The organism is Mycolicibacterium wolinskyi str. Jessa 2025 (assembly GCF_049241375.1).
Classification (GTDB): domain Bacteria; phylum Actinomycetota; class Actinomycetes; order Mycobacteriales; family Mycobacteriaceae; genus Mycobacterium; species Mycobacterium wolinskyi.
Genome location: NZ_CP185960.1, coordinates 1,850,435 through 1,874,492, shown reverse-complemented (window position 1 = coordinate 1,874,492; position 24,058 = coordinate 1,850,435). Strand labels below are relative to the sequence as shown.

Genomic DNA, 24,058 nt, shown 5'->3' with positions numbered 1-24,058 from the left:
GCGTCTGCTCGGCGGGTTAGGTGAGGCGCTCTACCGCGGCGGCGATGCGCTCGTCGGTGGCCGTCAGCGCAACCCGCACGTACTGCGCACCGGCCGGCCCGTAGAACTCGCCTGGCGCGACGAGGATGCCCCGCTCGGCCAGCCACTTCACGGTGTCACGACACGGCTCACCGCGCGTGGCCCACAGATACAACCCGGCCTCGGAGTGCTCGACGGTGAAACCGGCCGCGCGGAAGGCGGGCAACAGCAGCTCGCGCCGATGCGCGTACCGCTCGCGCTGCACCACTTCGTGGTCGTCGTCATCGAGGGCGGCGATCATGGCTACCTGCACCGGCGTCGGGACCATCATCCCGGCGTGCTTACGGACCGCGAGCAGCTCGGCCACCACGGCCGGGTCACCCGCGACGAACCCGGCACGGTAGCCGGCCAGCGAGGACGTCTTCGACAGTGAGTGAATGGCCAGCAGCCCGGTATGGTCCCCGTCGCAGACCGACGGATGCAGAACGCTGAGCGGGTCGGCGTCCCAGCTCAACCCCACATAGCACTCGTCCGAGGCGACCAGCACGCCGCGCTGCCGCGCCCACGACACCACTTTGCGCAGGTGATCGACACCCAGCACCCGGCCGGTCGGATTGCTCGGCGAGTTCAGATAGATCAGGGCAGGCACTTGAGGGCCGAGTTGCGTCAGCGAGTCGGCACGCACGATCTGTGTCCCGGCCAGAAGCGCGCCGACCTCGTAGGTCGGGTAGGCGAGCTCGGGCACCACGACGAGATCGTCCGGGCCGAGGCCGAGCAGGGTCGGCAGCCAGGCGATGAGCTCCTTGGTACCGATCACCGGCAGCACGGCATCCGGCGCGAGCCCCGTGATGCCGTAGCGGCGCCGCAAGGCCATCTCCATGGCCTCACGCAGCGCCGGCGTGCCCGCGGTTGTCGGATAGCCGGGTGCGGCACTCCCGGCGGCCAGGGCGCGCTGGACGACCGGGGCTACATCGTCGACGGGAGTGCCTACCGAAAGGTCGACGATGCCGTCCGGGTGCGAGCGTGCCAGTGCGGTGACGTCGGCCAGGGTGTCCCACGGGAACTCCGGCAGTATCGCTGAACGGCGCTGGCGCACGGGCTCGAGGTCAGTCGCGACCGTGATCAGTCCTCACCCTGAGGCGGGAGGTCCTTGATGGCCTGCGGATCGTTGTCCGTCTGGCCGACCTTGGAGGCGCCGCCCGGCGAGCCGAGTTCGGAGAAGAAATCAGCGTTGCTCTGCGCGTAGCTGCTCCACTGGTCCGGCACATCGTCTTCGTAGTAGATGGCCTCGACCGGGCAGACCGGCTCACATGCACCGCAGTCCACGCACTCGTCGGGGTGGATGTACAGCATGCGTGCACCCTCGTAGATGCAGTCGACGGGGCATTCCTCGATGCATGCCTTGTCTTTGACGTCGACGCAGGGTTCGGCAATGACGTACGTCACTGATGTCTCTCCTGTCCAGTGGGCTGCTGGTCGGGTAGGTGTGGGTCAGGACTCGTGAGTCCGTCGCGACAGTATGCGTTGCCCATACTTGGACGCGCGTCTCAGTGTGCCCTAACTTCACGCGCCGCCCAGTTAAGGGTGGCGCGTGGTTACTGATACTAAACGTTGCAGATACACCTCGCCTAGTAGCCACCCGCTATGCACTTGGCTGCAGTGCAACTTGTTGCATAGGACCTCCGGTACCGCCTACTCTGCGGGCATGGCACTGCCGCACGCCATCCTGGTGTCGCTCTGTGAACAGGCCGGCTCGGGTTACGAACTCGCCCACCGGTTCGATCGTTCGATCGGTTACTTCTGGGCGGCCTCGCACCAGCAGATCTACCGCACCCTGCGGGCCATGGAGAACGACGGCTGGGTGCACGTCACGCCCGTCGTTCAACGCGGGCGCCCGGACAAGAAGGTCTACACGGTGTCCGACGCCGGCCGGGCCGAACTGGCGCGCTGGATCGCCGAACCCCTGAGCGGCCGGGGCGGTTCGGTAGCCGACAACCGCACGCGCGACCTGGCCGTGAAAGTACGTGCGGCCGCCTACGGGGACGTCGACGCTTTGCGTTCGCAAGTCGACGCGCTGCGCGCCGAACGCGCTGCCCTGCTGGACACCTACCGGGGATACGAGAAGCGGCAGTTCCCCGATCCGGCGAGGCTCAGCGGCAGCGCATTACATCAGTACTTGGTGCTGCGCGGCGGCATCCGGGCCGAGGAGAGCGCCATCGACTGGCTTTCCGAAGTTTCAGCCGCACTGAGGGAGTCTCGATGAGCTATCCGAACCTGTTGTCGCCGTTGGATCTCGGCTTCACCACGCTGCGCAATCGGGTGGTGATGGGCTCGATGCACACCGGCCTGGAGGATCGGGCACACGACACCGGCAAGCTCGCGGAGTACTTCGCCGAGCGGGCCCGCGGCGGGGTCGGCCTGATCGTGACCGGCGGGTACGCACCCAACAAGACAGGTTGGCTGCTGCCGTTCGCCTCACAGCTCGTTTCCTCGACCGAGGCCAGGCGTCATCGCAAGATCACGTCCGCCGTCCACGACGCGGACGGCAAGATCCTGCTGCAGATCCTGCACGCCGGACGTTATGCCTACCATCCGTTTTCGGTGAGCGCGTCGGCGATCAAGGCGCCGATCAATCCGTTCCGGCCGCGCGCGCTGCGTGACGTCGACGGCACCATCGACGACTTCGTCAGGTGCGCACTGCTGGCCCGCGAAGCCGGGTACGACGGCGTCGAAATCATGGGCAGCGAAGGATATCTGCTCAACCAGTTCCTGGCTCCCCGCACCAACAAGCGCACGGACAAGTGGGGCGGTTCACCGGCCAATCGACGCCGGTTCCCCGTCGAGATCGTGCGCCGCGTTCGGGCGGCCGTCGGGACCGACTTCATCATCTGCTATCGCATGTCGATGGCCGACTACGTCGAGGACGGCCAGACGTGGGACGAAATCGTGGCGCTGGCAACCGAAGTGGAGGCGGCCGGGGCGACGATCATCAACTCGGGGTTCGGCTGGCACGAGGCCCGGGTGCCGACGATCGTCACGTCGGTGCCCAACAGCGCATTCGTCGACATCAGCAGTGCGCTCGCCGAGCACGTCCAGGTTCCGGTGGTGGCGTCCAACCGCATCAACATGCCCCAGACGGCCGAACAGATCCTCGCCGATACCCACGTGCAACTGATCTCGATGGCGCGGCCGTTGCTGAGCGATCCGGACTGGGTTCGCAAGGCCGCCGCCGACCATGCCGACGAGATCAACACGTGCATCGCCTGCAATCAGGCGTGCCTGGATCATGCCTTCGTGCACAAGAAGGTCTCGTGTCTGCTGAACCCGCGGGCCGGTCGTGAGACGTCGTTGGTCTTGGGTCCGACGCGCCATGCCCGATCTGTGGCCGTCGTCGGCGCCGGCCCCGCCGGGCTGGCCACCGCGGTGAGCGCCGCCCAACGTGGCCATCGGGTGACGTTGTTCGAGGCCGGGTCCACAATCGGCGGTCAATTCGATTTGGCGAGAAGGATTCCCGGCAAGGAAGAGTTCGACCAGACGATCCGCTACTACACCACGATGCTGCGCAAGCACGGTGTGGACGTGCGGCTCGGCGTGCGCGCCGGCGTCGATGAGCTTGCGGGATTCGACGACGTGGTGCTCGCCACCGGCGTCACACCGCGGATGCCCGACATTCCCGGAATCGATCATCCGAAGGTGCTGACTTATGCCGAGGCCATCATGGGCGCTCCGGTGGGCCGGTCGGTGGCCGTCATCGGCGCCGGCGGAATCGGCTTCGACGTCAGCGAATTCCTGACGACCGATCAATCCCCCACGTTGAACCTCAAGGAATGGAAAGCCGAGTGGGGTGCGGCCGATCCGCAAGAGGCCCGCGGCGCGCTCGTGACGCCGCTGCCCGCCCCCGCCGTCCGCGAGGTGTACCTGCTGCAGCGCACCAAAGGTCCGCAGGGCCGCAACCTCGGGAAGACGAGCGGCTGGGTGCACCGCGCGTCGTTGAAGGCCAAAGGCGTGCATCAGCTTTCCGGCGTCAACTACGAACGCATCGACGACGACGGTCTGCACATCAGCTTCGGGCCCGATCGTGTCGACGCCCGGGTTCTCGCCGTCGACAACGTCGTGGTCTGCGCCGGGCAGGAGTCGGTGCGCGATCTCGAAGAAGGCCTACGCGGGCAAGGCATCTCACCGCATGTCATCGGCGGGGCCGCACTCGCCGCCGAGCTCGACGCCAAACGGGCCATCCGCCAGGGCACCGAGTTGGCCGCGCGGCTCTAGGCTTTGGGCTGGCTCTAGGCCGCTCAAAGCCGCGAATGTCACGCTGGAGTGGCACTCGAGGCCGGGCGCCACTCCAGCGTGACAACGGCGGCTCAGGCCTGCTTGAGAGCCTCGATCTCGAGGGTGATGGTGACCTTGTCGCCGACGACGGCGCCACCGGTCTCCAGCGGCATGTCGATGTCGATGCCGAAATCCTTGCGGTTGAGCACAACCGATGCCTCGAAGCCGGCGACCGCGCCGTGACCCATGCCGGGGTTGACGCCGTTGAACTCCAGATCCAGGCTGACGGGCTTGGTGACGCCCTTGAGCGTGAATTCACCGTCGAGGACGTAGTTGTCGCCCTTCGCGGTGACCGAGGTGGATTTGAATGTCGCGACCGGGAACTGGTCGGCGCCGAAGTAGTCGGCGGACTTGAGGTGGGCGTCGCGCTGCTCGTTGCCGGTATTGATGGAGTCCACGGCGATCTCGGCGGTCACCGACGGGGTGCCGTCCTCTGCGACCGTGATGGCTCCGCTGAACGTGTCGAACTTGCCCCGGACCTTGCTCACCACGAGGTGGCGGACCGAAAAGCTGATGGACGAGTGCACCGGATCGATCGCCCAGGTGCCTGCGCTCAGGTCGGTGGCTACTGCAACGGTCATGACGTCTCCTTGCCTTCGAGGGCCGGCCCGTCCGGCGCCTTCACCACAGAGTAACCGGACCACGGTCCGCATTCATTCCCGGATTTCGGGTTCAAATCGGGCTGACTACAACCGTCGCCCGGCCCGCGGGTGCGGAGCATTGTTGGCCGACGTGCCCATAACCGCCCATCACCTGCTGGATCTCCTCGCCAACCGCGACCGTGAGATCGCCATCCTGGACCTGCGGACGCCCCTCGACCGCAGCAATGGCCACATCGCGATCAGCGCAGGCCTCCCTTTCCATGACCTCGAGCAGCGCATCACTGCTCTCGTCCCACATCCGGACACGCTGATCGTGCTCGCCGGCCGGCCCGAGGTGGACGAGCGCGGCGCCGAACTCCTCAAGCGGCTCGGCTACCGCAATGTCGAGGTCCTGGAGAACGGTGTCGACGGCTGGAAGAGCGCGGGCGGCCGGATCTACACCGGTACGAATGTCCGCAGCAAAACGCTCGGCGAGTGGATCGAGCGCAAGTACGCGACACCCACGATCGACAGCGACACCCTGCAACAGTGGCGGCAGGCCGGCGAAGACGTCATCGTCCTCGACAGCCGTCCGGCCACCGAGTATCTCCACCACCACATCCCCGGCGGCTACAACACGGGCGGCGGAGCCGAGATCGCCTACCGCGGCACGCAACTGGTGAACAATCCGCAGACCAAGGTGGTGATCAACTGCGCCGGCCGTACCCGCGGCATCGTCGGTGCCCAATCGCTGATCAACACCGGGATTCCCAATCCGGTGTTCTCGCTGCACAATGGCACCCCGGCGTGGGAGAAGTCCGGTCGCGCGCTGGCGTTCGGCGCGGAATCCGACATCCCCGCTCCGGAATCGGTGACCCCGCGGCTCGCCCAGTGGGCGGCCGACACCTTGGCGAAGGCCGGCGCCGAAGTTCTCACCGTCGCCGAGGTCGCCCACCACCTCGACGACTCCACGGCCACCACCTATCTGCTCGACGTGCGCACGCCGGGCGAGTTCGCCGATCAGCACTTCACCGCGGCCGTCTCGGCACCCGGCGGGCAGCTTGTACAGGGCACCGACGAGTTCATCGCGGTCCGGGGCGCACGGGTGGTTCTGGTCGACACCCCGGATTTCGTACGTGCCGCCAACACCGCGCAGTGGCTGCGGTTCCTGCACGACGGGCCGCTCGCGGTCGTCGCCTACACGCCCGATGAAGATGTGCTGCCCGCCAACCGTTTCCAGATACCGCTGCCCGACGTCGCCCGGATCTCGTGGAGCGACGTGCAGCACCAACCGGTCCGGCTCGTGGATCTGCGCGATTCGACGCGGTACGACGCCGGCCACCTGCCCGGGTCGATCCACGCCCGCCGCGAGCACCTCGACGACCTCATCACCGACGCCGACGGCGCGCGCGTCGTGCTGGTCGGAGACGCCGACTACGCCGCCGAACATGTCGCGGCGACGCTGCCGTCGGCGGTCTCGGTCCTCGAAGGCGGCATCGAGGCGGCGGCCGATGCGCTGACCACCGAGGATCCCGAGTATGCCGGCGCGATCGTCGACCGCACGGGCCCACCGGATTTCGGCCCAGAACGGGCTTCCTGGTACGAGGCCTATTTCGCATGGGAGCTCTCGCTGCTGCGTGATTCGGACGGCGATCCGTTCTTCGACTTCGACAGCGTCGACGACCGATGACGGCCACCGTCGCCGCGCCACAGGGCACCGCATCGCCCGACGCGCCGGCCATCGTCGAACGCGACTACCGGCCGTCCGCCGCATCGGGCCGGCCCCGCCGGTCGGTCACCCGGACGCTCGGTGTGCGCTTCATCGTGCCGATCCTGCTGCTCGTCGCGTGGCAGCTGGTGTCCGGGCAGGGCTGGCTGAGCCCGACCGTTCTGCCCGGGCCCCTGACGATCCTGGAGAGTTACGGCGAGCTGTCGTCGACCGGTGATCTTCAAGCCGCGCTTCCCATCTCGTTGCAGCGGGCGGGGCTCGGGCTGCTGATCGGCGGACTCACCGGGCTGATCCTCGGCGTCGCGGCCGGGTTGTGGTCGGTCGCCGAACGGGTGTATGACGCGCCGCTGCAGATGCTGCGCACCATCCCGTTCATCGCGATGGTGCCGTTGTTCGTCGTGTGGTTCGGTATCGGCGAGGAATCGAAAGTCGCCCTCATCGTCGGGGCGTCGATCTTTCCGGTGTACCTGAACACCTATCACGGCATCCGCGGCATCGACCGCCGCCTGCTGGAGGTCGCCCAGACCTTCGAACTCAGCCGTACCGAAGCCATCCGCCTCATCGTCGTCCCGCTCGCCATGCCGGGGATCCTGGTCGGATGGCGGTATGCGGCGGGTACCGCGCTGCTGGCGTTGGTCGCCGCCGAGCAGATCAACACAACATCGGGCATCGGCTACATCCTCAACACCGCCAACCAGTTTCAGCGCACCGACATCATCCTGGCCGGAATCCTGGTGTACGCGGCACTCGGTATCGTCGTCGACGTCATCATGCGGTTGCTCGAGCACCTGCTGTTGCCGTGGAGGTCCACCCATGACGGCAAGTGATGTCATCGACCTGACCGGCCTCTCGAAGACCTACGGCGATCAGGTCATCCTCGACGACTTCCAATTGACCGTGCGCAAAGGCGAATTCGTGGCACTGCTGGGCCGGTCCGGCACCGGGAAGACGACGCTGTTGCGCATCCTCGCCGGACTGGAGGACGCCACGGCCGGACATGTGAGCATCACATCCCGTACCTCGGTGGTCTTTCAGGAACCTCGGCTCATCCAGGCACAGCGCGTGTGGAAGAACGTCGCGCTCAGCACGTCGAGACGCGGTGACACCTACCGTCGTGCACTCGCAGCACTCGACGAGGTCGGGCTCGCGGACAAGGCACAGTCGTGGCCCAAGAACCTCTCCGGCGGCGAAGCCCAGCGCGTCGGTCTCGCGCGTGCGCTGGTTCGCTCACCCGAATTGCTGTTGCTGGACGAGCCTTTCGGAGCGCTCGATGCATTCACACGGCGGACCGCCCAGGATCTGGTCACCACGCTGTGGCAGGAGCATCAGGTCGGCGTGCTGCTGGTGACCCATGACATCGAGGAAGCAGTACTCCTGGCAGACCGGATCGTCGTGCTCGGGAAGGGGCTCGTCCAGGCTGACCTGGCCGTTGACCTGCCCCGCCCGCGCGACGTCACCTCCCCCGCCTTCAACGCCATCAAACGCCAGGTGCTCGACAGCCTCGGCACGAACGTGAAAGAACCCCTATGACCCGAATACTGGCCCCGCTGACCGTTCTCGCGCTTGTCATCGCGTTGCTCACCGGCTGCTCGTCCGGCGACGACGGCGGCCGGACGAAACTGGTGATCGCCTACCAGGACAACGGCATACCCGCGCTGGTGAAGGAATCGGGTGTGCTCGACGGCGCGCCGTACGACGTCGAGTGGGCGATCCTCGCCGGGCCCGCCGCCAACCTGTCGGCCTTGTACGGCAAAACCATCGACGTCGGCCACATGGGCGATACGTCGCTGACCATCGAGCAGGCCAACGCGGCGCAGGACTGGACCGAGCAGACCGTTCCGCTCAAGATCGTCGCAGGCTGGCGCAACGGCTTCGACCCCCGCTACACGCCGCTGGTGACAGCTGTGCGCGCAAACTCAGGCATCAACAGCCTGGCCGACCTCCGCGGCCACACATGGGCCTACAACTTCGGTGGCTACAACCACGCCCAGTACCTGGTGTCGCTGTCGCGCGCGAAACTCACCGAATCAAACATCAAGCCAGTAAAATTCAACGACGGCAACGCCTCGGCCGCCGCGTTCAACTCCGGTCAGGTCGACGTGTACTCCGGCGGGCAGGCCGCGATCCTCGACTCGATCACCAAGGGCGACGCCAAGATCCTGCTGTCCGAGCGGGACACCAAGATCCCCGCACTGAACGTGTGGACCGCGCGCACCGATGTGCTGGCCGATCCCGCCAAAGACGAGGCACTGCGCGACTTCTTCACCCGGCTGTCGGGATTCTGGACCTGGTACGACGACAACCCGGACACGGTCAAGCAGACCCTGAAATCCACGCTCAAACTCAGCGATGCGCGAACCGAATTCGAGTACCAGGTGCGCAGCGGCCCGTTCCGCAGGCTTGACGCCGCGCTGGTGGCCGAAGAGCAGGCCGTGGCCGACGAACTGCACGCCGCCGGAGTGCTCAAGAAGCCGGTGGCCGTGGCGATCGAGTACGACCCGCGCTACAACGACGCACAGAAGGCCCAGGGTCCACAAGCCGCGGCGCCGGTGAAGTAGGCATGGTCGCCACGCACACGTCCACCAAGACGGGCACACCCGAGGCATTTCTGGACGAGCTCAGCGGAGCCGTCGACGAGATCCGCGCGGGCGCCCATGACCGAGACCGGAATCGCCGGTACGCCATCGACGAGATCGAACGTCTGCGCGGGATCGGGTTCTGGGCGTTGACCACCCCGGTGGAATTCGGCGGTCTCGGGTTCGACCAGGAGGTGTTGACCCAGGCGATCATTGCGGTCGCCTCTGCCGACGGCAGCCTCGGGCAGATTCCGCAGAACCACTTCAGCACCGTCGAGCGGCTGCGGTTGTCGCCGTCACCGCAACGGAGGCGGTTCCTGACCGCCATCGGCTCGGGCGCCTTCTTCGGCAACGCCGCCGCCGAACCCGGCGAGCGCCCACCCGGCGCGTCGGAAACGACTGTGCTGCAACGCAACGGAACCTGGACGCTATCCGGCCGCAAGGTGTACTCGACCGGTGCGCTGCTTGCCGACTTGATCACCGTGATCGCCCGCGGGGATGACGGCCAGCCGTATACCGTGGTGATACCCCGAACCACGCCAGGTGTCGAGATCCATGACGACTGGGACAGTTTCGGGCAGCGCACCACCGGCTCGGGCACCGTCGAGTTCCACGATGTCACTGTCGAGGCCACACAGATCCTGGCACCGCTGCCGGGCACTCGCGCCCAGTACCGGCATTCCGGCCTGAACCATGTGGTGCACGCCGCAATCGACGTCGGTCTGGCGGAGGGCGCGTTGCAGGAGGCCGTCACTCTGGCGAGGAAGGTGCACGCCGGGCGGGGTGCCGAGCACCGCGAGTTCCGCGACGACGCGATCGGTGTGGCGGCCCTCGGCGAACTGCGGATCACCACCTGGACCGCACGCCGTGCCGTGGAGTCAGCCGCCAGACAGTTGGCGAAACTCACCGACACCTCCGCACTTTCGGCCGTAGTCGAGGCGTTCTACGAAGTCGCGCAGGCGAAAGTCGTCGCCGCCAGGGCCGCGCTGGCCGTGACGTCGGCGTTGTTCGACATCGGCGGCGCCAGTTCCACCAAACCCGCGCTCGGCCTCGACCGGTACTGGCGCGACGCTCGAACCCACACCCTGCACGACGCGGTGCGCTGGAAGCCGTATGCGGTCGGCAAGTGGTTGATCGACGAGTCGGTGGCCGATCCGTGGACGTTGGCCCATCCGCTGCGTCCACTCGCGGCCCTCGCCGACGACTGAGCCCGGAGGAACGATGACACGGCAGTTGCATCTCAACATCAACGTCAACAGCAGTGGGCGCCACCCGGCTTCATGGCGGGTGGCCGACGATCCGCTGGGGTTCTTGGACCTCGGCTTCTACGAGGAGATCGGCCGGCTGGCCGAGGCCGGACGGCTCGACGCGGTCTTCTTCTCCGACGAGTTCGACTACGGGGCGCCGTCGGTCTCGCGGCCGTGGCAGGCGCTCGACCCGATCGTCCCGCTGACAGCGGTGGCCCGGGTGACCGAGCACGTGGGGCTGGTGGCGACGGTGTCGTCGAGTTTCGAGCACCCGTACACGATCGCCCGCAAGATCGCCTCACTCGACTATGTGTCGGGCGGCCGGGCGGCGTGGAACGTGGTGACGACCCGCGCGCCGGAATCGGCCCGGCTGTTCGGCTACGACGAACAGCCGGGACACGACGAACGCTACGGCCGTGCCGAGGAATCCGTGCGTGTCGCGATCGCACTGTGGGAGTCCTGGGACGCCGACGCGTTGATCGCCGATCAGGCGTCGGGCAAGTTCGCCGACGCCACGCGGATACGTCCGGTGGACTTCCGCGGCAGGTACTTTCGCGTCGACGGTGCGCTCAACGTGCCGCGGTCACCACAGGGCCGTCCGGTGTTGTTGCAGGCCGGCGGCTCGCCACAAGGAGTCGAGCTCGCCGCCCGGCACGCCGACGCGGTCTTCACGGTGCATCACACCGTGGGTGCGGCGCGCGAGTTCTATCAGACGTTGAAGTCGAAAGCCGTCGGGTACGGCCGTAAACCGGACGACATCGTGATCCTGCCCGGCTTGTTCCCGGTTCTCGGCAGCACCGAGCAGGAGGCAAACGACCGCAAGCAATGGCTGGATGAAGTCGTCGGCTTTGACAGTGAGCTCCAATCACTCAGCGCCATACTGGGTCTCGACGTCGGCGACCTCCGGCTCGATGCCCAGTTGCCGTGGGACAAGATCGACTCGATCGGCTCCAGCCGCGCCGGGATCGGATTCGCTTCTGCTGTGCTCGCACTCGCCCGCGCCGAGCAGCTCACGGTTCGCCAACTGCTCCAACGCAATCCGAACGGACACCGCAGCATCGTCGGCACACCCGAACAGGTCGCCGACTCGATCGAAGAGTGGTTCACGGCCGGCGCGGCCGACGGGTTCAACCTCAACACCGACTTCTTTCCCGACGGCTTGCGGTCGATCGTCGAGCAGCTCGTTCCCGAGCTCCAGCGCCGCGGCCTCTTCCGCCGCGAATACGAGGCCACCACACTGCGGGGCAACCTCGGCTTGAGTTAGCCCTCCCCTTGCACCGCGAGCGACCGTGTTTGTACGCCGACACGCCGCGATAGTCGGCATTTTGCGGTCGCTCGGTCCGGCCGAAACCTGCACCCGACCGATCCCACTTCGTGCATGATGTGCCGACAACGGCAATTGTCGTCGAGGTCAATTTCAAGATCGGAACATCGATGCGCACCTTCATCGTGGGACTGGCGTGCGGCGCAGTCGTCGTGCCTCTTCTTACTGTGTTCACCGCGCCGACGGCTGGGGCGTACCCCAACTGCGCGGCGGCCCGAGCTGCCGGCGCCGCCCCGCTCTATGCGGGCCAGCCCGGCTACAGCTCGAAGTTGGATCGCGACGGCGATGGCGTCGCATGCGAAAGCGGTGGTGGCGGTGGTGGCGGATACGCAGGCGGTGGACTGCCGCTGTACGGCGGGGCGCCGGTCGCGACAGCCCCGACCAATCAGGCGCCCGCCGCGCCGCCGATCGCCGGCGCCGGCTTCACGACCGTCGTCAACTGGACCGGCACCGACTGCATCGACATCACCGCACCGGCCGCCGACGCCGGAACCCTGCAAACCGCTTCATACTGCGGCGGGCAGGCGAGGTTGACCAGCAGCGGCAGCGGCGAGCAGATGGTCGGCGCCGACCCGGTGATGGGCGACGCCGGGACACTCGCGTGCGAGATTCTCGATGGCCGACTCGTGGATTCGGGCACCGCGGGTGACGGGCATGATGTCAACTGCCTGACGCGCGCGAGCGCACTCTCGTAGCCCGCGAGCGACCGCAAAAGGCCGCCAATTTGAGGCGTGTCGGCGTACAGACACGGTCGCTCGCGGTGCCGAAGCCCCGAGGCCCCAAGGCCCGGTGCCAAGCCCCGAGGCCGAGTTAAGCGGCCTGGGGCGAGTAGGTGGTGGTGCGTTGGCGGGCCGGGCGGCCGATGCCCTCGGCGATCGCGACGAGTTCTTCGACGGTCTTGGCTGATCCGTTCTCCGAGCCTGCCATGCGTGAGATGGTTTCTTCCATCAACGTGCCGCCGAGGTCGTTGGCGCCGCCGCGCAGCATCACCTGGGTCCGCTCGATGCCGAGCTTGACCCAGCTGGTCTGGATGTGAGAGATCCTGCCGTGCAACATGATCCGCGCCAATGCATGCACGGCCCGGTTGTCACGATGCGTCGGACCCGGCCGCGCGCCACCCGCCAGATACAGCGGCGAGGACTGATGCACGAACGGCAGCGGCACGAACTCGGTGAACCCACCGGTCTGATCTTGGATGGACCGCAGCACGTTGAGATGCCCCACCCAATGCCGGGGCTGATCGACGTGGCCGTACATCATCGTCGACGATGACCGCAGCCCCACCTCGTGTGCGGTGGTGACCACTTCGATCCACAGCGACGTCGGCAGCTTGCCCTTGGTCAGCACCCAGCGCACCTCATCGTCGAGGATCTCGGCCGCAGTGCCCGGGATGGTGTCCAGCCCGGCCTCACGCAGCGAGGTCAACCACTCCCGGATCGACAACCCGCTGCGGGTGACACCGTTGGCGATCTCCATCGGCGAGAACGCATGCACATGCATCGACGGCACCCGCGCCTTGACCGCCCGCACCAGATCGGCGTACCCGGTGACCGGGAGCTCCGGATCGATACCGCCCTGCATGCACACCTCGGTCGCCCCGGCCACGTGCGCCTCCCACGCCCGGTCGGCGACCTCGTCGGTGGACAGCGAATACGCATCGGCATCGCCCTTGCGCTGCGCGAACGCGCAGAACCGGCAGCCCGTGTAGCAGATGTTGGTGAAGTTGATGTTGCGGTTGACGACGAACGTCACGTCATCGCCCACGACATCGCGCCGCAACGAATCCGCCAGCGCGGTAACGGCTTCCAGCGCCGGGCCGTCGGCCGTGGCCAGCGCCAGATACTCGTCGTCGCTGCACCCGCCCGGATCACGCTCCGCCGACCGCAACGCCGCCAACACATCAGTGTCGATGCGCTCCGGGGCCCGCGCCGCCAACTCGGACACCTTCGCCCGAATCGACTCCCAGTCGCCGAACGCGCTGTCAAGGTCACTGCGGGTCTCGGTCAACCGGCCCTCGGAGTCGATCGCGGCATGCAGATCGATACGCCCCAACGATTCCGAGGCCTCATCGGGCTCCTGCCACGGCCGACCCGCCGGATTCACGTCGAGGGCGAACCCGGTATCGGGATCGGCCAGCGCATCGACATGGCCCCGCACCCGCGGATCGATCCACGCCGCACCGGCCTGCACATACTGCGGCTGCGCCGTCAGCCGTTGCACCAAGTCGTAGCCGGCCTCGGCCGTCACCTCGGCGAGATCGTCGAGCGCAGGCCACGGCCGTTCGGGATTGACATGATCGGGAGTCAGCGGCGACACCCCACCCCAGTCATCGACACCCGCGCCGATCAGCGCCAGGCACTCCGCACGCGACACCAGGTTCGGCGGCGCCTGAATGCGCATCTTCGGCCCGAGCACCAGCCGCGTCACCGCGATCGTCGCCAAGAAGTCCTCGATACCCGCATCCGGGGTCGAGGCCATCGCGGTGTGATCCTTGGCCCGGAAGTTCTGCACGATCACTTCCTGAACGTGCCCGAACTCCTTGTGCGACTTCCGGATCGCATGCATGGTCTCGGCACGCTCGGTCAACGTCTCACCGATACCCACCAACAGACCGGTGGTGAACGGGATCGACAACCGCCCGGCGTCGTCGAGGGTGCGCAGCCGCACCGCCGGATCCTTGTCCGGGCTGCCGTAATGCGCGAGCCCCTTTGTCTCGAACAGTCGCCGTGACGTCGTCTCCAGCATCATGCCCATCGACGGGGCGACGGGCTTGAGCCGCGAGAGCTCCGACCAGCTCATCACCCCGGGATTGAGATGCGGCAGCAGCCCCGTCTCCTCCAAAACCCGGATCGCCATCGCGCGCACGTAATCCAGCGTCGAGTCATAGCCACGCTCATCGAGCCACCGCCGCGCCTCTTCCCAGCGTGCCTCCGGGCGATCGCCAAGGGTGAAAAGCGCCTCCTTGCAGCCCAGTTCGGCGCCGCGACGCGCGACATCGAGAATCTCGTCGGGCTCCATGTACATGCCCATGCCCTGGCTGCGCAGCCGGCCGGGCACCGTGACAAACGTGCAGTAATGACACGTGTCGCGGCACAGATGAGTGACCGGGATGAACACCTTGCGCGAGTAACTGACCGGCAACCTGCCATTCGCGCCGAGCCGGCCCGCAGTCCTCAACCCGGCATCACGCACTCGCGCCGCACTCGCGCACAAATCAGCGAGATCCTCGCCACGGGCCGTCATCGCGATCGCGGCCTCGTCGACATTGAGGGCGACACCATCACGCGCCCGCCGCAAGACACGCCGCAGCGCGGCAGGGCTGGACACTCCGGCTTTCGGTGGAACCACGGGGCTGGGTAGATCTGCGCCGTGCTGGGGGTCTAGAGCCACTTCCGTGTAACCCCGCCGTTGTCCACAATCATCCACGCGTCTCACATTCTGAAACCAACGGAGCCTGCCATAGCCAGGACATGGGAGCCACAGTAGTCCCAGCATCGGGCGACGTGGCGCCCTGCTGCTCCTGATGTGTTCGATGCTTGTTTTCAAGCCGTTATATGACGCGCTGCCACCAGCACGCGGACTTGGCCATTTCTGCCAGTAAGGTCAAGATCAACGTTAGATTTGTTGTGGGTCGGGGAGGGATCTCAGGGGTGCCGTCATGAACGTTTCTGTCCGCTCATACCTGATGGCAGGCGCCGCCGCGGCCACTGCGACAACTCTTGCCCTGACTCCGATCCAGGTAACCCCCGACGACATCGCAGTGCCGGCGCACTCGGTTTCCACCGAGCCGCAGTTGTCGCAGGCCATGGTCGACCTGCTCGCGGCGGCGAGCCGCATGACGGCGGCCGTGCCGGTGCCCAAGGTGCCGTCGGGTGGCGCGTCCGGCGCGGTCGAATCGGCCCCGGCCGCGGCGGTGACCGCAGCCCCGACCGCCCTGGCGATCGCACCCAACCTGGCCAACACGATCGACAACATCTATCTGACCTTCGAGCCGTGGGTGCGGTACGGGTTCGAACTCGGCGCCTACGCACTCGGCTGGGTTCCGTGGGTCGGCGGCTGGGCCGGTGGCCTGCTCATGGACGGCTACAACTTCGGGAATTCGCTGGTCGCAAGTGCGGTCTTCAACTTCACCGACTGGCTTCGCGGGGACGGCGGCATCGCTCAGAACCTCGTCGACTTCGGCGTGGATGTCGCGTTGTCGTTCGTCTGGCTCGGAATCGACGTCGCGAACACCTTCATTCCGCTGCCGCCCCTCCCCCTCCCCCCGCGCCCGCCATTGCAGGGGCCGTTCCTGGCGGCGGATCTTGCCGCACCGACTGCGAACCTGGCCGCGGCGCCCAGTATCGCGTCGCTACCGTCGCTGATCGGTGACCTCATCCTGCCGCCGGTCGAAGCAGCCACAAATGCCGCCATCGCCGCGAACAACCTGACGCTGGCCACGTCACAAGCCGTCACCGAGGGCGTCATCAACGCCATCGAGCCGGTTTTCGACGGCCTCGGGCTGGGCTTGGTCAACCAGCAGATCGACATCAACTACAACCTCCTCAATGCTCTGTCCATCCAGGAGGTCGGATTCGTCAATGACCTCATCGGTGTCCCGGAGGGATTCCTGACCGACGTGCTGCGCAACGGCGAGGGTCCGTTGCGGGCGCTCGGCACCCAGGCCCGGTTCGTGGTGGACAGCGCGGTTGACCATGGGTCCGCGTCGGTCGATGCGCTCGGGAACTATGTTCGCGACCAGATCGATTTCTTCACGCCGGACCTGGCCACGAAGACCGGTACGGCGGTAGTCACCAGCGTCCCCGAATCGGTGCGCACGTTGGTGAAATCGACCGACACGACCGGCGCGACCGACACCGTGACCACCCCGGACACCGAGGCGACGGAAACCGAGGACACCGCTGCGCCGAAGCCCGCGCGGACGCTGGCCAAGAACGTTCAGGAGGCGGTCGACAAGACAGTCGCCAAGACGGCGGCCGACGTGAAGAAGGTGTCGGAGAACGTCCGTGACGCGGTGAAGGATGCGACGAAGGCCGCCTCCAGCACCAAGACGTCCGACAAGGACTCCGAGACCGCGTCCGACAAGACCACTGAGAAGAAGTCCGAAGCCGCGAAGCCGGCCAAGAAGGACAAGCCGGCCGGCGCCGACAAAGCGGACAAAGCTGACAAGAAGCAAAAGTCGGAGAAGTCCGACTAGCGGGGCTAGCGGCGGTACCTCCGCCGCAACAGCCACGCTGCCGGTAAGGCGCCTACGGCGATGAAGATGAGCGCGCTGTAGGCGAAGATCCCCGATCCGGCGAAGATGTAATCGTTGCCTGGTCCGCCGAACGTCATCGCGACGACGGCGGCCAGCCAGGTCCACAGCGGCAGCCCGCCGCGCAGTAAGGAATCCGACCACTGCATCGCGGCCCATACGAGCGCGGCGTTGACCACCCCACTGATGACCGCACTGATGGGGAACGGGATTCCGCCGATGTACGACGGCAACAACAATGCGCCGACGACGGCAGAGATGATGCCGTCGACGGCGAGCAGGGTCAGAACGATTCCGGCCAGCACCGGATCCGCGTCATCGGTTTCGACGACGCGGGACTTGGTCGAGGTCAGGTCGGGATGCTGTCGAGCAGCGACACCAGCGAGCCCACCACCCACTGGAAGTTGTCTGCCCGGTCCTGCCAGTGCTGGAGGTTCGGATCCAGATCGGGGTCCATGGATATCCCTTCGACGACTGACCGGAGCTTACCGCGTGTGGTTTCGCCTATTCCAGATTCAATCCGGCGAGTAGGTCGGTTTCCCAACCGCGGGCGTCGCGCGGTCCAGGGTCACCGGACACGAGTACATAGTGCTCCTCGCCGATGAGCGGCAACGCGATGTTGTTGGACAAGGCGAGGGCATCGCCCTTGGGCGAGACGGTGACCTGCGTGGCGTGAGCCCGCATGGCGGCCACCTTGGCCGGCAGATATGCGGATACGTCGACGACGGCGTCGATCTGGTCGTCGGAGAAACCGAATGGAACGTCGTCGGCATTGATCCGGATCCAACCTTCGGGTAACTCCTTCACCGCCTGCAGCCCGGCACCCATCGCGCTCGTTGCCATCACAGTCCAGTAGAACTTGGGCACGGCCCAGCCAACAGCGTCGGCCGAGGCAGCGACGGCTTCGGTCGTGACGCGATGGGTCTGGATGTGGTCGGGGTGTCCGTATCCCCCGTTGGGGTCGTAGGTCACGACGACATGTGGCCGGAGTTCACCGATGATGGTCACCAGTTTTCCTACCGCCTCGGTCATGTCGGCATCGACCCAACGCCGCTGAGGCCCGCGCGAGGGCGTCCCGGCCATGCCCGAATCGCGCCAGTGGCCGGCTCCGCCAAGGTAATGCGGACCGTCGACCCCAAGAGCCTGCAGGGCCGCGGTGAGCTCAGTAATCCGGTATCCCCCGAGCTGATCGGCGTTGTCGACGGTCAGCTGGGCATACCGGTCGCCGATCACCTCACCTTCTTCGCCGAGGGTGCAGGTGACGACCTTGACCTCAGCCCCCAGCGCTGCGTAATGCGCGATGGTTCCGCCGGTGGTGAGGGTTTCATCGTCAGGGTGGGCGTGGACGAACAGCAGACGGGGCTTCACATGCGTTGGCATCGCCTGTGACGCTACCGCGCGACCGTCGGTCTGCGCGTTGGCGATCCGGCCTGCTGACAACTCTCAGGCGTTACTCAGGTCGACCCCCGATCGAAGGTCTGATGTGGCCGCCGCACTGGCCGAACGCGAAAGTGGCGGGCGCTGACAAGCGCTTGCTACCGCAATGATCTGGCGAACTCGCCGGCACGGGATTACCTCCTCTCACCACGGCAGGCTGACCGCACTTCGCCGATGTCCTGGCCGCCCCGCGCGGCCGTTTCCGGGTGGCTGGTGCAGCGTGCGACATCGCGCAAATGTTAGGCCGCCTTAAGTTCGCGGGATCAACCTGGGATTCTTGTGTGATGTGCACCACATAGCAAATGGCGATCACTAATGAGCGACGTTGCCCGCCCTGGCATTTTTCAATCCAAACGGCCCCACTACTGTGCGGCCGGCGGGTGAACAGGTATCGAGAATGGCCAATGACATGCGACTTCAGGAGCTAGTTTCCGTTGTTAACGATCGCAGTAACCGGCGCTGGAGGCTTGAATGCAAGTTTCCGAAATTTGCCGAACTATTAATTTACTCTCAGGTAGCTTCTGCCTCGCCGGGGGATTTACATCGAGGTAAGGAGACCCCATGCAAGTCGCTGCACGTTCTTATCTGGCGGCAGGCGTAGCACTGGTCGGGGCCAGTGCCATCGCGATCAGCCCGGTCGCTCCGCCGATACCCGACGTCACGGTTTCGGCGATTTCGTCACCCCAGGTCGAACTGTCGGCGTCAGCAAATCCGCTCGAGGCCTATCTGGCGCTGGTGACCAACACCGTCACGAACGTCGGCGCCACAATCAGCGCAGAACTGGACGATCCGGCTCCGGTGCTGAGGCAGATCATCGCGAACCAGCTCGCGACCGCCGAGTCTCTCTTCGAGGGCCTACAGGGGGCCGGCGAGGGACTCATCAACGTGTTGGACCCGGCCAACCCCTACGGCATTCCGGCACAGTTGCAGCTCGCGTTGTCCGACCTCCTCGAGGGAGACATCAACGGCGCGGTGGCCAATGCATGGAGCGCGTTTCTCAGTCCGGTCTTGAACGTCGGCCTTCCCCTGCTGGAGCCGATCATCAACGCCGTCAAGCAGCCCGTCCAGAACACGCTGAACATCCTGAACAACCCGCTCATCGTGGTCATGCCGTTGCTCGGTGCGATCAACGTCGCCTACACCACGATCACCGTCGCGGGCAACGTCGGCCAGGACATCGTCGACTCGCTCAAGAATGGTGACCCGCTCGGTGTCGTCAACGCGATACTCAGTGGACCTGCCGTCATCACCGATGCGTTCCTCAACGGCAACGAGCTGGGTGGTGGGATCTTCGGCCCCAACCTGGGTCTCCTGTCGAGTCTGCGGCAAGCACGCGAGGCCCTCGCCGCGGCGATCAAGCCGCCCGTGGAAGCGCCGAGCGCCGCTGCGGACGCGACGCTGGATTCGGCTGCCAAGGTGGTGACGCTCGACGTCGCGCCGGCCGAAACGGCGGATGCGGCAACCACTTCGACGGAAACCGCGGTAACCGGGGGAACCGAGGAGACGTCAGCGTCGGCACCGGAGAGCGACGCGACAGCGCCTGCCGAGGAGGTCGAGGCGCCCGCCGCCGAAACCGCATCGCCGGTCGCCACCGACGTCGTGAAGGACAGCCCGGTGGCCGTGCCCGGTAAGACCGGGACGATCACCAAGTCGGATCGCGCGAACCCGCTCAAGCAGGTCCGCGACAACATCCGGAACACCGTCAAGAACGTCAGTGACGGGTTCAAGAAGGCTGCTGAGGGATTGTCGGGCAAGAGCACGAAGAGCAAGAGCGAAAGCTCAAGCAGCTCATCCGATTCCGGTGAGAGCTCAGGCTCGAGCGACGCAGCCTGATTCACCGACAACGCGGTGGACCTCCTCTTCGAGGGGGTCCACTGTTTTGTTCACCGCGTCTTCGTCCAGTTCGCGGCGTCGCCGACGATCCCAACCGGAACGGCCCCCGACAAGCTGACGTTCTGCACACTCGGGCCTGCCGCGACGATGGTGGTGTCCTGCAGGATCGGCAGCACTGTCGACATGTTCCATAACCGTGGTTCGACGGCCTCGATCACCTCCGCGATGTCTTCCCTACCATCCAGTGCGCCATCTATTCTCGGCTGGATGCTGCGATCGCAGATGCCGGTGATGTTGCTCGGCGCCTGCACGAGCTCACCCGAGTCAGGTGACGGGGGCGGCGCCGCGGTGGTCGGGGTGGTGGTAGCCGGTGCGGGCGCGGCCGTCGTGGTGGGCTTCGGCGGGGCCGACGCCGGGGTACCCGGCGCCGCGGTTGCGACGGCGGTGGCCTCCAAGGCGCGGCAACCGTATCGGGACGCCAGCGCGGTCGCCAGGTCTCCCCCGGCCTGGTGCCAACCGACCACCGCATCGACGCGGTTGTTGGTCAGCGCATCACCGTAGAGTGCGACCGGATCGAGCGCCAGCACCGATGCGTCGATGCCGACACTGCGCAATTGGTCCGCCGCGGTGTTGGCCACCGCCACCGACGTCGGATCGTTCGATGCGACGCCGAGCACCAGAGACAGTGGGACACCGTCTTTCGTGATGCGCTGCCGGTCGTTCGCCGGTGGCGGTCCGTCCGGTGCCGGCGTCGCGGCCGGTTCGATCTGATAGCCGGCTGCGCGCAACAGGTCCAGTGCGGCGTCGCGGCCCATAGCGGGCGGGGCCGTGGGCACGTAGCCCGGATCAGAGGGCGAGCGCACCTGTGCCTGCGCGAGAGTGACCGTGTTGTCGTCACCGGCACCGACCGACGCCAGCAGATCGACGTCCACCAATCCCAGGAGTGCTTTGCGCACTTGGACATCCGCCAACTTCGGCTGTTGCGCACGCAACGTCAACTGCATGACTCGCGGCGTGACGATGCGGGCCGTGCGTACATCCGGGATCGCGCTCAGTTGCGCGAAAGTTGCCGCGCCCCCGTGCACCTGGGCCACCTGGGTGTCACCGTTGCGGATCGAGTCGGCCAGCGCTGCGGGCGCACCGCCGCGGCGGAAGAGCACGAGATCAGGTTTCGCCGGCACGCTCCAGTACCGGTCGTTGCGGGCCAGCAGGATCTCATCCCGTTGCGGGTCAATGTTTTCCACCCGGAACTGTCCGCCGGTGACCGGCATCGCGCGGGCCAACCCGGCACCGAAACCACCGGGGATGTCCTTGACGATGTGGGCGGGCAGGATGTCGTTGAAGAGTTCGCGCCACGCTGGATACGGCTGCGAGAACGTCACGACCGCGGTCTTGCCGCCCTCGACCGATTGCACTCCCGTGATCAGGTCATAGCCCGCTGGGTCGACAACTCCTGGCTGGCTGACCATTTGGCGCCAGAGATACCAATAGTCGTCGGCGGCGATGGGCGCGTTGTCGGTCCACTGCGCCTCCGGCCGAATCTTGTAGGTGACGGTGAACGGTTGCTCATTGGTCACTTCGGCCGACTCCAGCAGGGTCGGGTCGAGTTCCCAACGCGAACCGGTCGGAGATTTCGGATCGGCCACCGGGCGGAACGAACTCGGCAGCACCAGCGACGCGATCGCGGCGTTCACCGGGGACTGATCGGACAACAGATGCGGGTTGAAGCCAGGTCCGATCGAATCGATCGCCATGATGATCTGCGTGGCCTTGGGCGGAGGCGGCGGCGTGGTCTCCGTGGTCTCGGTGCTCTGCGGCGCGGGAGGCGGACTGACCGTACATCCGCCCAGCAGGAGCGCGGGTACCGAAACGAGCGCGCCGATCGTCATGCGGGCGCGGCGGCAGGTTGTCGGCACGCCACTCAGGGTATCGACCCGTACCGATCGCACGAAAAAGCGCACCGATCCCCACTCATACGGGCGGACACCACCAGAAGTACTTTCTATTTGAATTGATCCTGAATGCGGTCTAGCGATCTGACACCGCCACGCCGCCCGCGGACGGCAGCAAAACCGAGACCGGCGTCAATACCGCGATGAAAACGTTGTCTATGTGGATGTTTGCGAAAATATCGCCGCTGCCAGACACCTCTTTCACCCATTGGCGCGCGCCAGCTGACCAGCCTTGCGCAAGCGCGGTAAGCCGGAGAACCGGGGCTAAGTTAGAACGTGTTTCATTATTTTGCATCTATCTCAGCTGAATCTCAGATACCGTCTCGCCCGTCGGTCGCTATGACCGTCGTCACAGCCCACGGAACAAGGAGACACAGTTGCGATCAGCATTGCGGCCATACGCGACGGCAGGCATTGCCATCGCCGGCGCGAGCGTCATCGCGGTCACCCCCATCACCGCACCGCCACCGGATGCCCAGACTCGCTCGGTCGAACTGTCGGCCGCCGTGCAGAACCTCGAGACGCCCGACGTCTCCGCCGGCGCCATGTCGCCAGAGCTGACGACCGCTTACGCCTTCGACGCCATCGCCCCGATCGTCAGCAACCCGACGCCGATCAACGGTGCACTCGAGAATCTGGTTCTCGCCCGAAAGGCGATCGCCGAAGCACTGGGTGCCACGGGAAGCCCTGGGCTGCAAGGTGTCTCGGCAGACACCGGAACGCAAGCGCTGGCACCGCCGGACCTCGGCATCGTGTTCGATCCCATCGCGCAGTGGGCCGACATCTTCACGACAGCGTTCGGAAACGTCGCCTGGATCGGAGAGCAGTGGCTTGCCGATCCGGCTCCGTTCCTGCGGCAGGCCCTGATGAATCAGATCGGCTACGCGACCATGGTCGCCGACACCATGGGCAGCGTCATCCCGACAACGCTGAGCGCACTCTTCGACCCGTCGTATCCCAACGGGTTCGCCAGCGGCCTGGTCAAGGCGTTCGAGCTGGCCCAGGCCAACGATTTCATCGGCGCATCGAATGCGCTCTTCAGCGGGCTCATCGGCACCGCATTCGGCCTGTTCCCGATGGCAAATCTGCTGCAGATTCCCGTCCAGATGTCGGCAAATCTCAACAAAGTGCTGGAAACCGCTGCATCGCTGCCGATTTCACTGGGATTCGCGGCCATCTCCGCCGTCGGGATGGCTTTCCAATCAACCGGCACATCGGCGCAGGCGATATCGGATGCCCTGATCGAGGGCGACACCGCTGCCGCACTCAGCGCACTCATCGCCGCTCCCGGGAACATCACCGATGCGGTACTCAACGGCGGCCAGTTCGGTGGCGGCCTGCTGAGCAACAACGGCATCATCGCCCGGCTCGTGGTCGATGTACCGCGCATGCTGGCCGACGCGATCACGCCTGCGGCGGCTACGCCGTCGAAGGTCGAACCCGAGAAGACGGTCACCCTCGCCGTCGAACCCCAAGCCGAAACGGTGTCCGCGGAGTCAGATTCGGCTGACGGCACCGAGGCCGACGATGGCAACAAGGTGACACCGGGCGAGAGCACCGGAACTCCCAAGCACCGCAAGCCCACCAAGCTGAGCACCGCGCTCAAGAACATCAGCGAAGACGTCGACAAGACGGTCGCGAAGGTGACCGACGGGGTCAAGAAAGCCCTCGGCGGCAACAAGAGCGAGCCCAAGAAGAACGACGAGAAGTCCGGCGCCGACGATGACGCCAAGGGCGACAACGACTCCGATGGGTCGGGGGCGAGCGGATAACCCGAT

Annotated in this window: 20 protein-coding genes; 12 read left to right on the top strand and 8 right to left on the bottom strand. The window is 66.1% G+C overall.

The features are described 5' to 3' along the window. Positions 1 to 16: 16 nt before the first annotated feature. Complete coding sequence (gene dapC / locus ACOI2T_RS09400; protein WP_409503171.1) at positions 17 to 1,114, bottom strand: succinyldiaminopimelate transaminase; 1,098 nt, start codon at positions 1,112 to 1,114, stop codon at positions 17 to 19. 26 nt (positions 1,115 to 1,140) lie between these two features. After that, positions 1,141 to 1,464, bottom strand: coding sequence for a ferredoxin (gene fdxA / locus ACOI2T_RS09395; RefSeq protein ID WP_067850758.1), 324 nt, complete (start codon positions 1,462 to 1,464; stop codon positions 1,141 to 1,143). A 259-nt stretch (positions 1,465 to 1,723) separates the two neighbouring features. Here fdxA and ACOI2T_RS09390 point away from each other — a divergent pair, with 259 nt between their 5' ends. Both ACOI2T_RS09390 and ACOI2T_RS09385 read left to right on the top strand, forming a co-directional pair. Continuing rightward, the gene (locus tag ACOI2T_RS09390; RefSeq protein WP_409503172.1) at positions 1,724 to 2,281 is read left to right on the top strand and encodes a PadR family transcriptional regulator; all 558 of its coding nucleotides are present in this window, start codon (positions 1,724 to 1,726) and stop codon (positions 2,279 to 2,281) included. After that, the gene (locus ACOI2T_RS09385) at positions 2,278 to 4,287 is read left to right on the top strand and encodes an FAD-dependent oxidoreductase (protein WP_409503173.1); all 2,010 of its coding nucleotides are present in this window, start codon (positions 2,278 to 2,280) and stop codon (positions 4,285 to 4,287) included. Before ACOI2T_RS09390 ends, ACOI2T_RS09385 begins: the two co-directional genes overlap by 4 nt. 92 nt (positions 4,288 to 4,379) lie before the next feature. Here the strand turns inward: ACOI2T_RS09385 and ACOI2T_RS09380 are convergent, their stop codons facing one another. After that, entirely contained in the window at positions 4,380 to 4,928 is a 549-nt protein-coding gene (locus tag ACOI2T_RS09380; protein ID WP_067850752.1) for a YceI family protein, read from the bottom strand. 151 nt (positions 4,929 to 5,079) lie between these two features. Between ACOI2T_RS09380 and ACOI2T_RS09375 the strand changes: the two genes are divergently transcribed. The 7 genes from ACOI2T_RS09375 (at position 5,080) to ACOI2T_RS09345 (ending at position 12,499) form a co-directional block, all read left to right on the top strand. Continuing rightward, positions 5,080 to 6,618, top strand: a complete 1,539-nt coding sequence (locus tag ACOI2T_RS09375; RefSeq protein ID WP_409503174.1) for a rhodanese-like domain-containing protein — start codon at positions 5,080 to 5,082, stop codon at positions 6,616 to 6,618. Next, on the top strand, positions 6,615 to 7,484 hold the full coding sequence (locus tag ACOI2T_RS09370; protein WP_409503175.1) for an ABC transporter permease: 870 nt from the start codon (positions 6,615 to 6,617) through the stop codon (positions 7,482 to 7,484). Before ACOI2T_RS09375 ends, ACOI2T_RS09370 begins: the two co-directional genes overlap by 4 nt. Then, the gene (locus tag ACOI2T_RS09365; protein WP_409503176.1) at positions 7,471 to 8,187 is read left to right on the top strand and encodes an ABC transporter ATP-binding protein; all 717 of its coding nucleotides are present in this window, start codon (positions 7,471 to 7,473) and stop codon (positions 8,185 to 8,187) included. The genes ACOI2T_RS09370 and ACOI2T_RS09365 overlap by 14 nt, the downstream gene beginning before the upstream one ends. Beyond that, a complete protein-coding gene (locus tag ACOI2T_RS09360; RefSeq protein ID WP_409503177.1) occupies positions 8,184 to 9,215 on the top strand; it encodes an ABC transporter substrate-binding protein in 1,032 nt (343 codons plus the stop codon). The genes ACOI2T_RS09365 and ACOI2T_RS09360 overlap by 4 nt, the downstream gene beginning before the upstream one ends. 2 nt (positions 9,216 to 9,217) lie before the next feature. Next, positions 9,218 to 10,441 carry an acyl-CoA dehydrogenase family protein gene (locus tag ACOI2T_RS09355; protein WP_409503178.1) on the top strand — a complete coding sequence of 408 codons (1,224 nt, stop codon included), beginning with the start codon at positions 9,218 to 9,220 and terminating at the stop codon, positions 10,439 to 10,441. A gap of 13 nt (positions 10,442 to 10,454) precedes the next feature. Further along, on the top strand, positions 10,455 to 11,744 hold the full coding sequence (locus tag ACOI2T_RS09350) for an LLM class flavin-dependent oxidoreductase (RefSeq protein WP_409503179.1): 1,290 nt from the start codon (positions 10,455 to 10,457) through the stop codon (positions 11,742 to 11,744). Between the two features lie 119 nt (positions 11,745 to 11,863). After that, positions 11,864 to 12,499 (top strand): excalibur calcium-binding domain-containing protein, encoded by a 636-nt coding sequence (locus ACOI2T_RS09345; RefSeq protein WP_409503180.1) that lies wholly within the window; start codon positions 11,864 to 11,866, stop codon positions 12,497 to 12,499. 115 nt (positions 12,500 to 12,614) lie between these two features. Here ACOI2T_RS09345 and ACOI2T_RS09340 read toward each other — a convergent pair whose 3' ends face one another. Next, the gene (locus ACOI2T_RS09340) at positions 12,615 to 15,194 is read right to left on the bottom strand and encodes a bifunctional FO biosynthesis protein CofGH (protein ID WP_409503181.1); all 2,580 of its coding nucleotides are present in this window, start codon (positions 15,192 to 15,194) and stop codon (positions 12,615 to 12,617) included. Between the two features lie 268 nt (positions 15,195 to 15,462). Here ACOI2T_RS09340 and ACOI2T_RS09335 point away from each other — a divergent pair, with 268 nt between their 5' ends. Continuing rightward, a complete protein-coding gene (locus tag ACOI2T_RS09335) occupies positions 15,463 to 17,001 on the top strand; it encodes a hypothetical protein (RefSeq protein WP_421876348.1) in 1,539 nt (512 codons plus the stop codon). A gap of 5 nt (positions 17,002 to 17,006) precedes the next feature. Here the strand turns inward: ACOI2T_RS09335 and ACOI2T_RS09330 are convergent, their stop codons facing one another. Together ACOI2T_RS09330 and mshB are read right to left on the bottom strand one after the other, a co-directional pair. Next, on the bottom strand, positions 17,007 to 17,456 hold the full coding sequence (locus ACOI2T_RS09330) for a hypothetical protein (protein WP_409503183.1): 450 nt from the start codon (positions 17,454 to 17,456) through the stop codon (positions 17,007 to 17,009). Between the two features lie 106 nt (positions 17,457 to 17,562). After that, a complete protein-coding gene (mshB, locus tag ACOI2T_RS09325; RefSeq protein WP_409503184.1) occupies positions 17,563 to 18,438 on the bottom strand; it encodes an N-acetyl-1-D-myo-inositol-2-amino-2-deoxy-alpha-D-glucopyranoside deacetylase in 876 nt (291 codons plus the stop codon). A 618-nt stretch (positions 18,439 to 19,056) separates the two neighbouring features. Between mshB and ACOI2T_RS09320 the strand changes: the two genes are divergently transcribed. Then, complete coding sequence (locus ACOI2T_RS09320; RefSeq protein ID WP_409503185.1) at positions 19,057 to 20,328, top strand: hypothetical protein; 1,272 nt, start codon at positions 19,057 to 19,059, stop codon at positions 20,326 to 20,328. 50 nt (positions 20,329 to 20,378) lie between these two features. Here the strand turns inward: ACOI2T_RS09320 and ACOI2T_RS09315 are convergent, their stop codons facing one another. Together ACOI2T_RS09315 and ACOI2T_RS09310 are read right to left on the bottom strand one after the other, a co-directional pair. Continuing rightward, on the bottom strand, positions 20,379 to 22,217 hold the full coding sequence (locus ACOI2T_RS09315) for an ABC transporter family substrate-binding protein (protein WP_409503392.1): 1,839 nt from the start codon (positions 22,215 to 22,217) through the stop codon (positions 20,379 to 20,381). Positions 22,218 to 22,356: 139 nt separating this feature from the next. Next, complete coding sequence (locus tag ACOI2T_RS09310; RefSeq protein WP_409503186.1) at positions 22,357 to 22,575, bottom strand: hypothetical protein; 219 nt, start codon at positions 22,573 to 22,575, stop codon at positions 22,357 to 22,359. Positions 22,576 to 22,657: 82 nt separating this feature from the next. Here ACOI2T_RS09310 and ACOI2T_RS09305 point away from each other — a divergent pair, with 82 nt between their 5' ends. Beyond that, positions 22,658 to 24,052: a hypothetical protein gene (locus ACOI2T_RS09305; RefSeq protein WP_409503187.1), complete on the top strand. Its 1,395-nt coding sequence runs from the start codon at positions 22,658 to 22,660 to the stop codon at positions 24,050 to 24,052. The last annotated feature ends 6 nt before the right edge of the window (positions 24,053 to 24,058 follow it).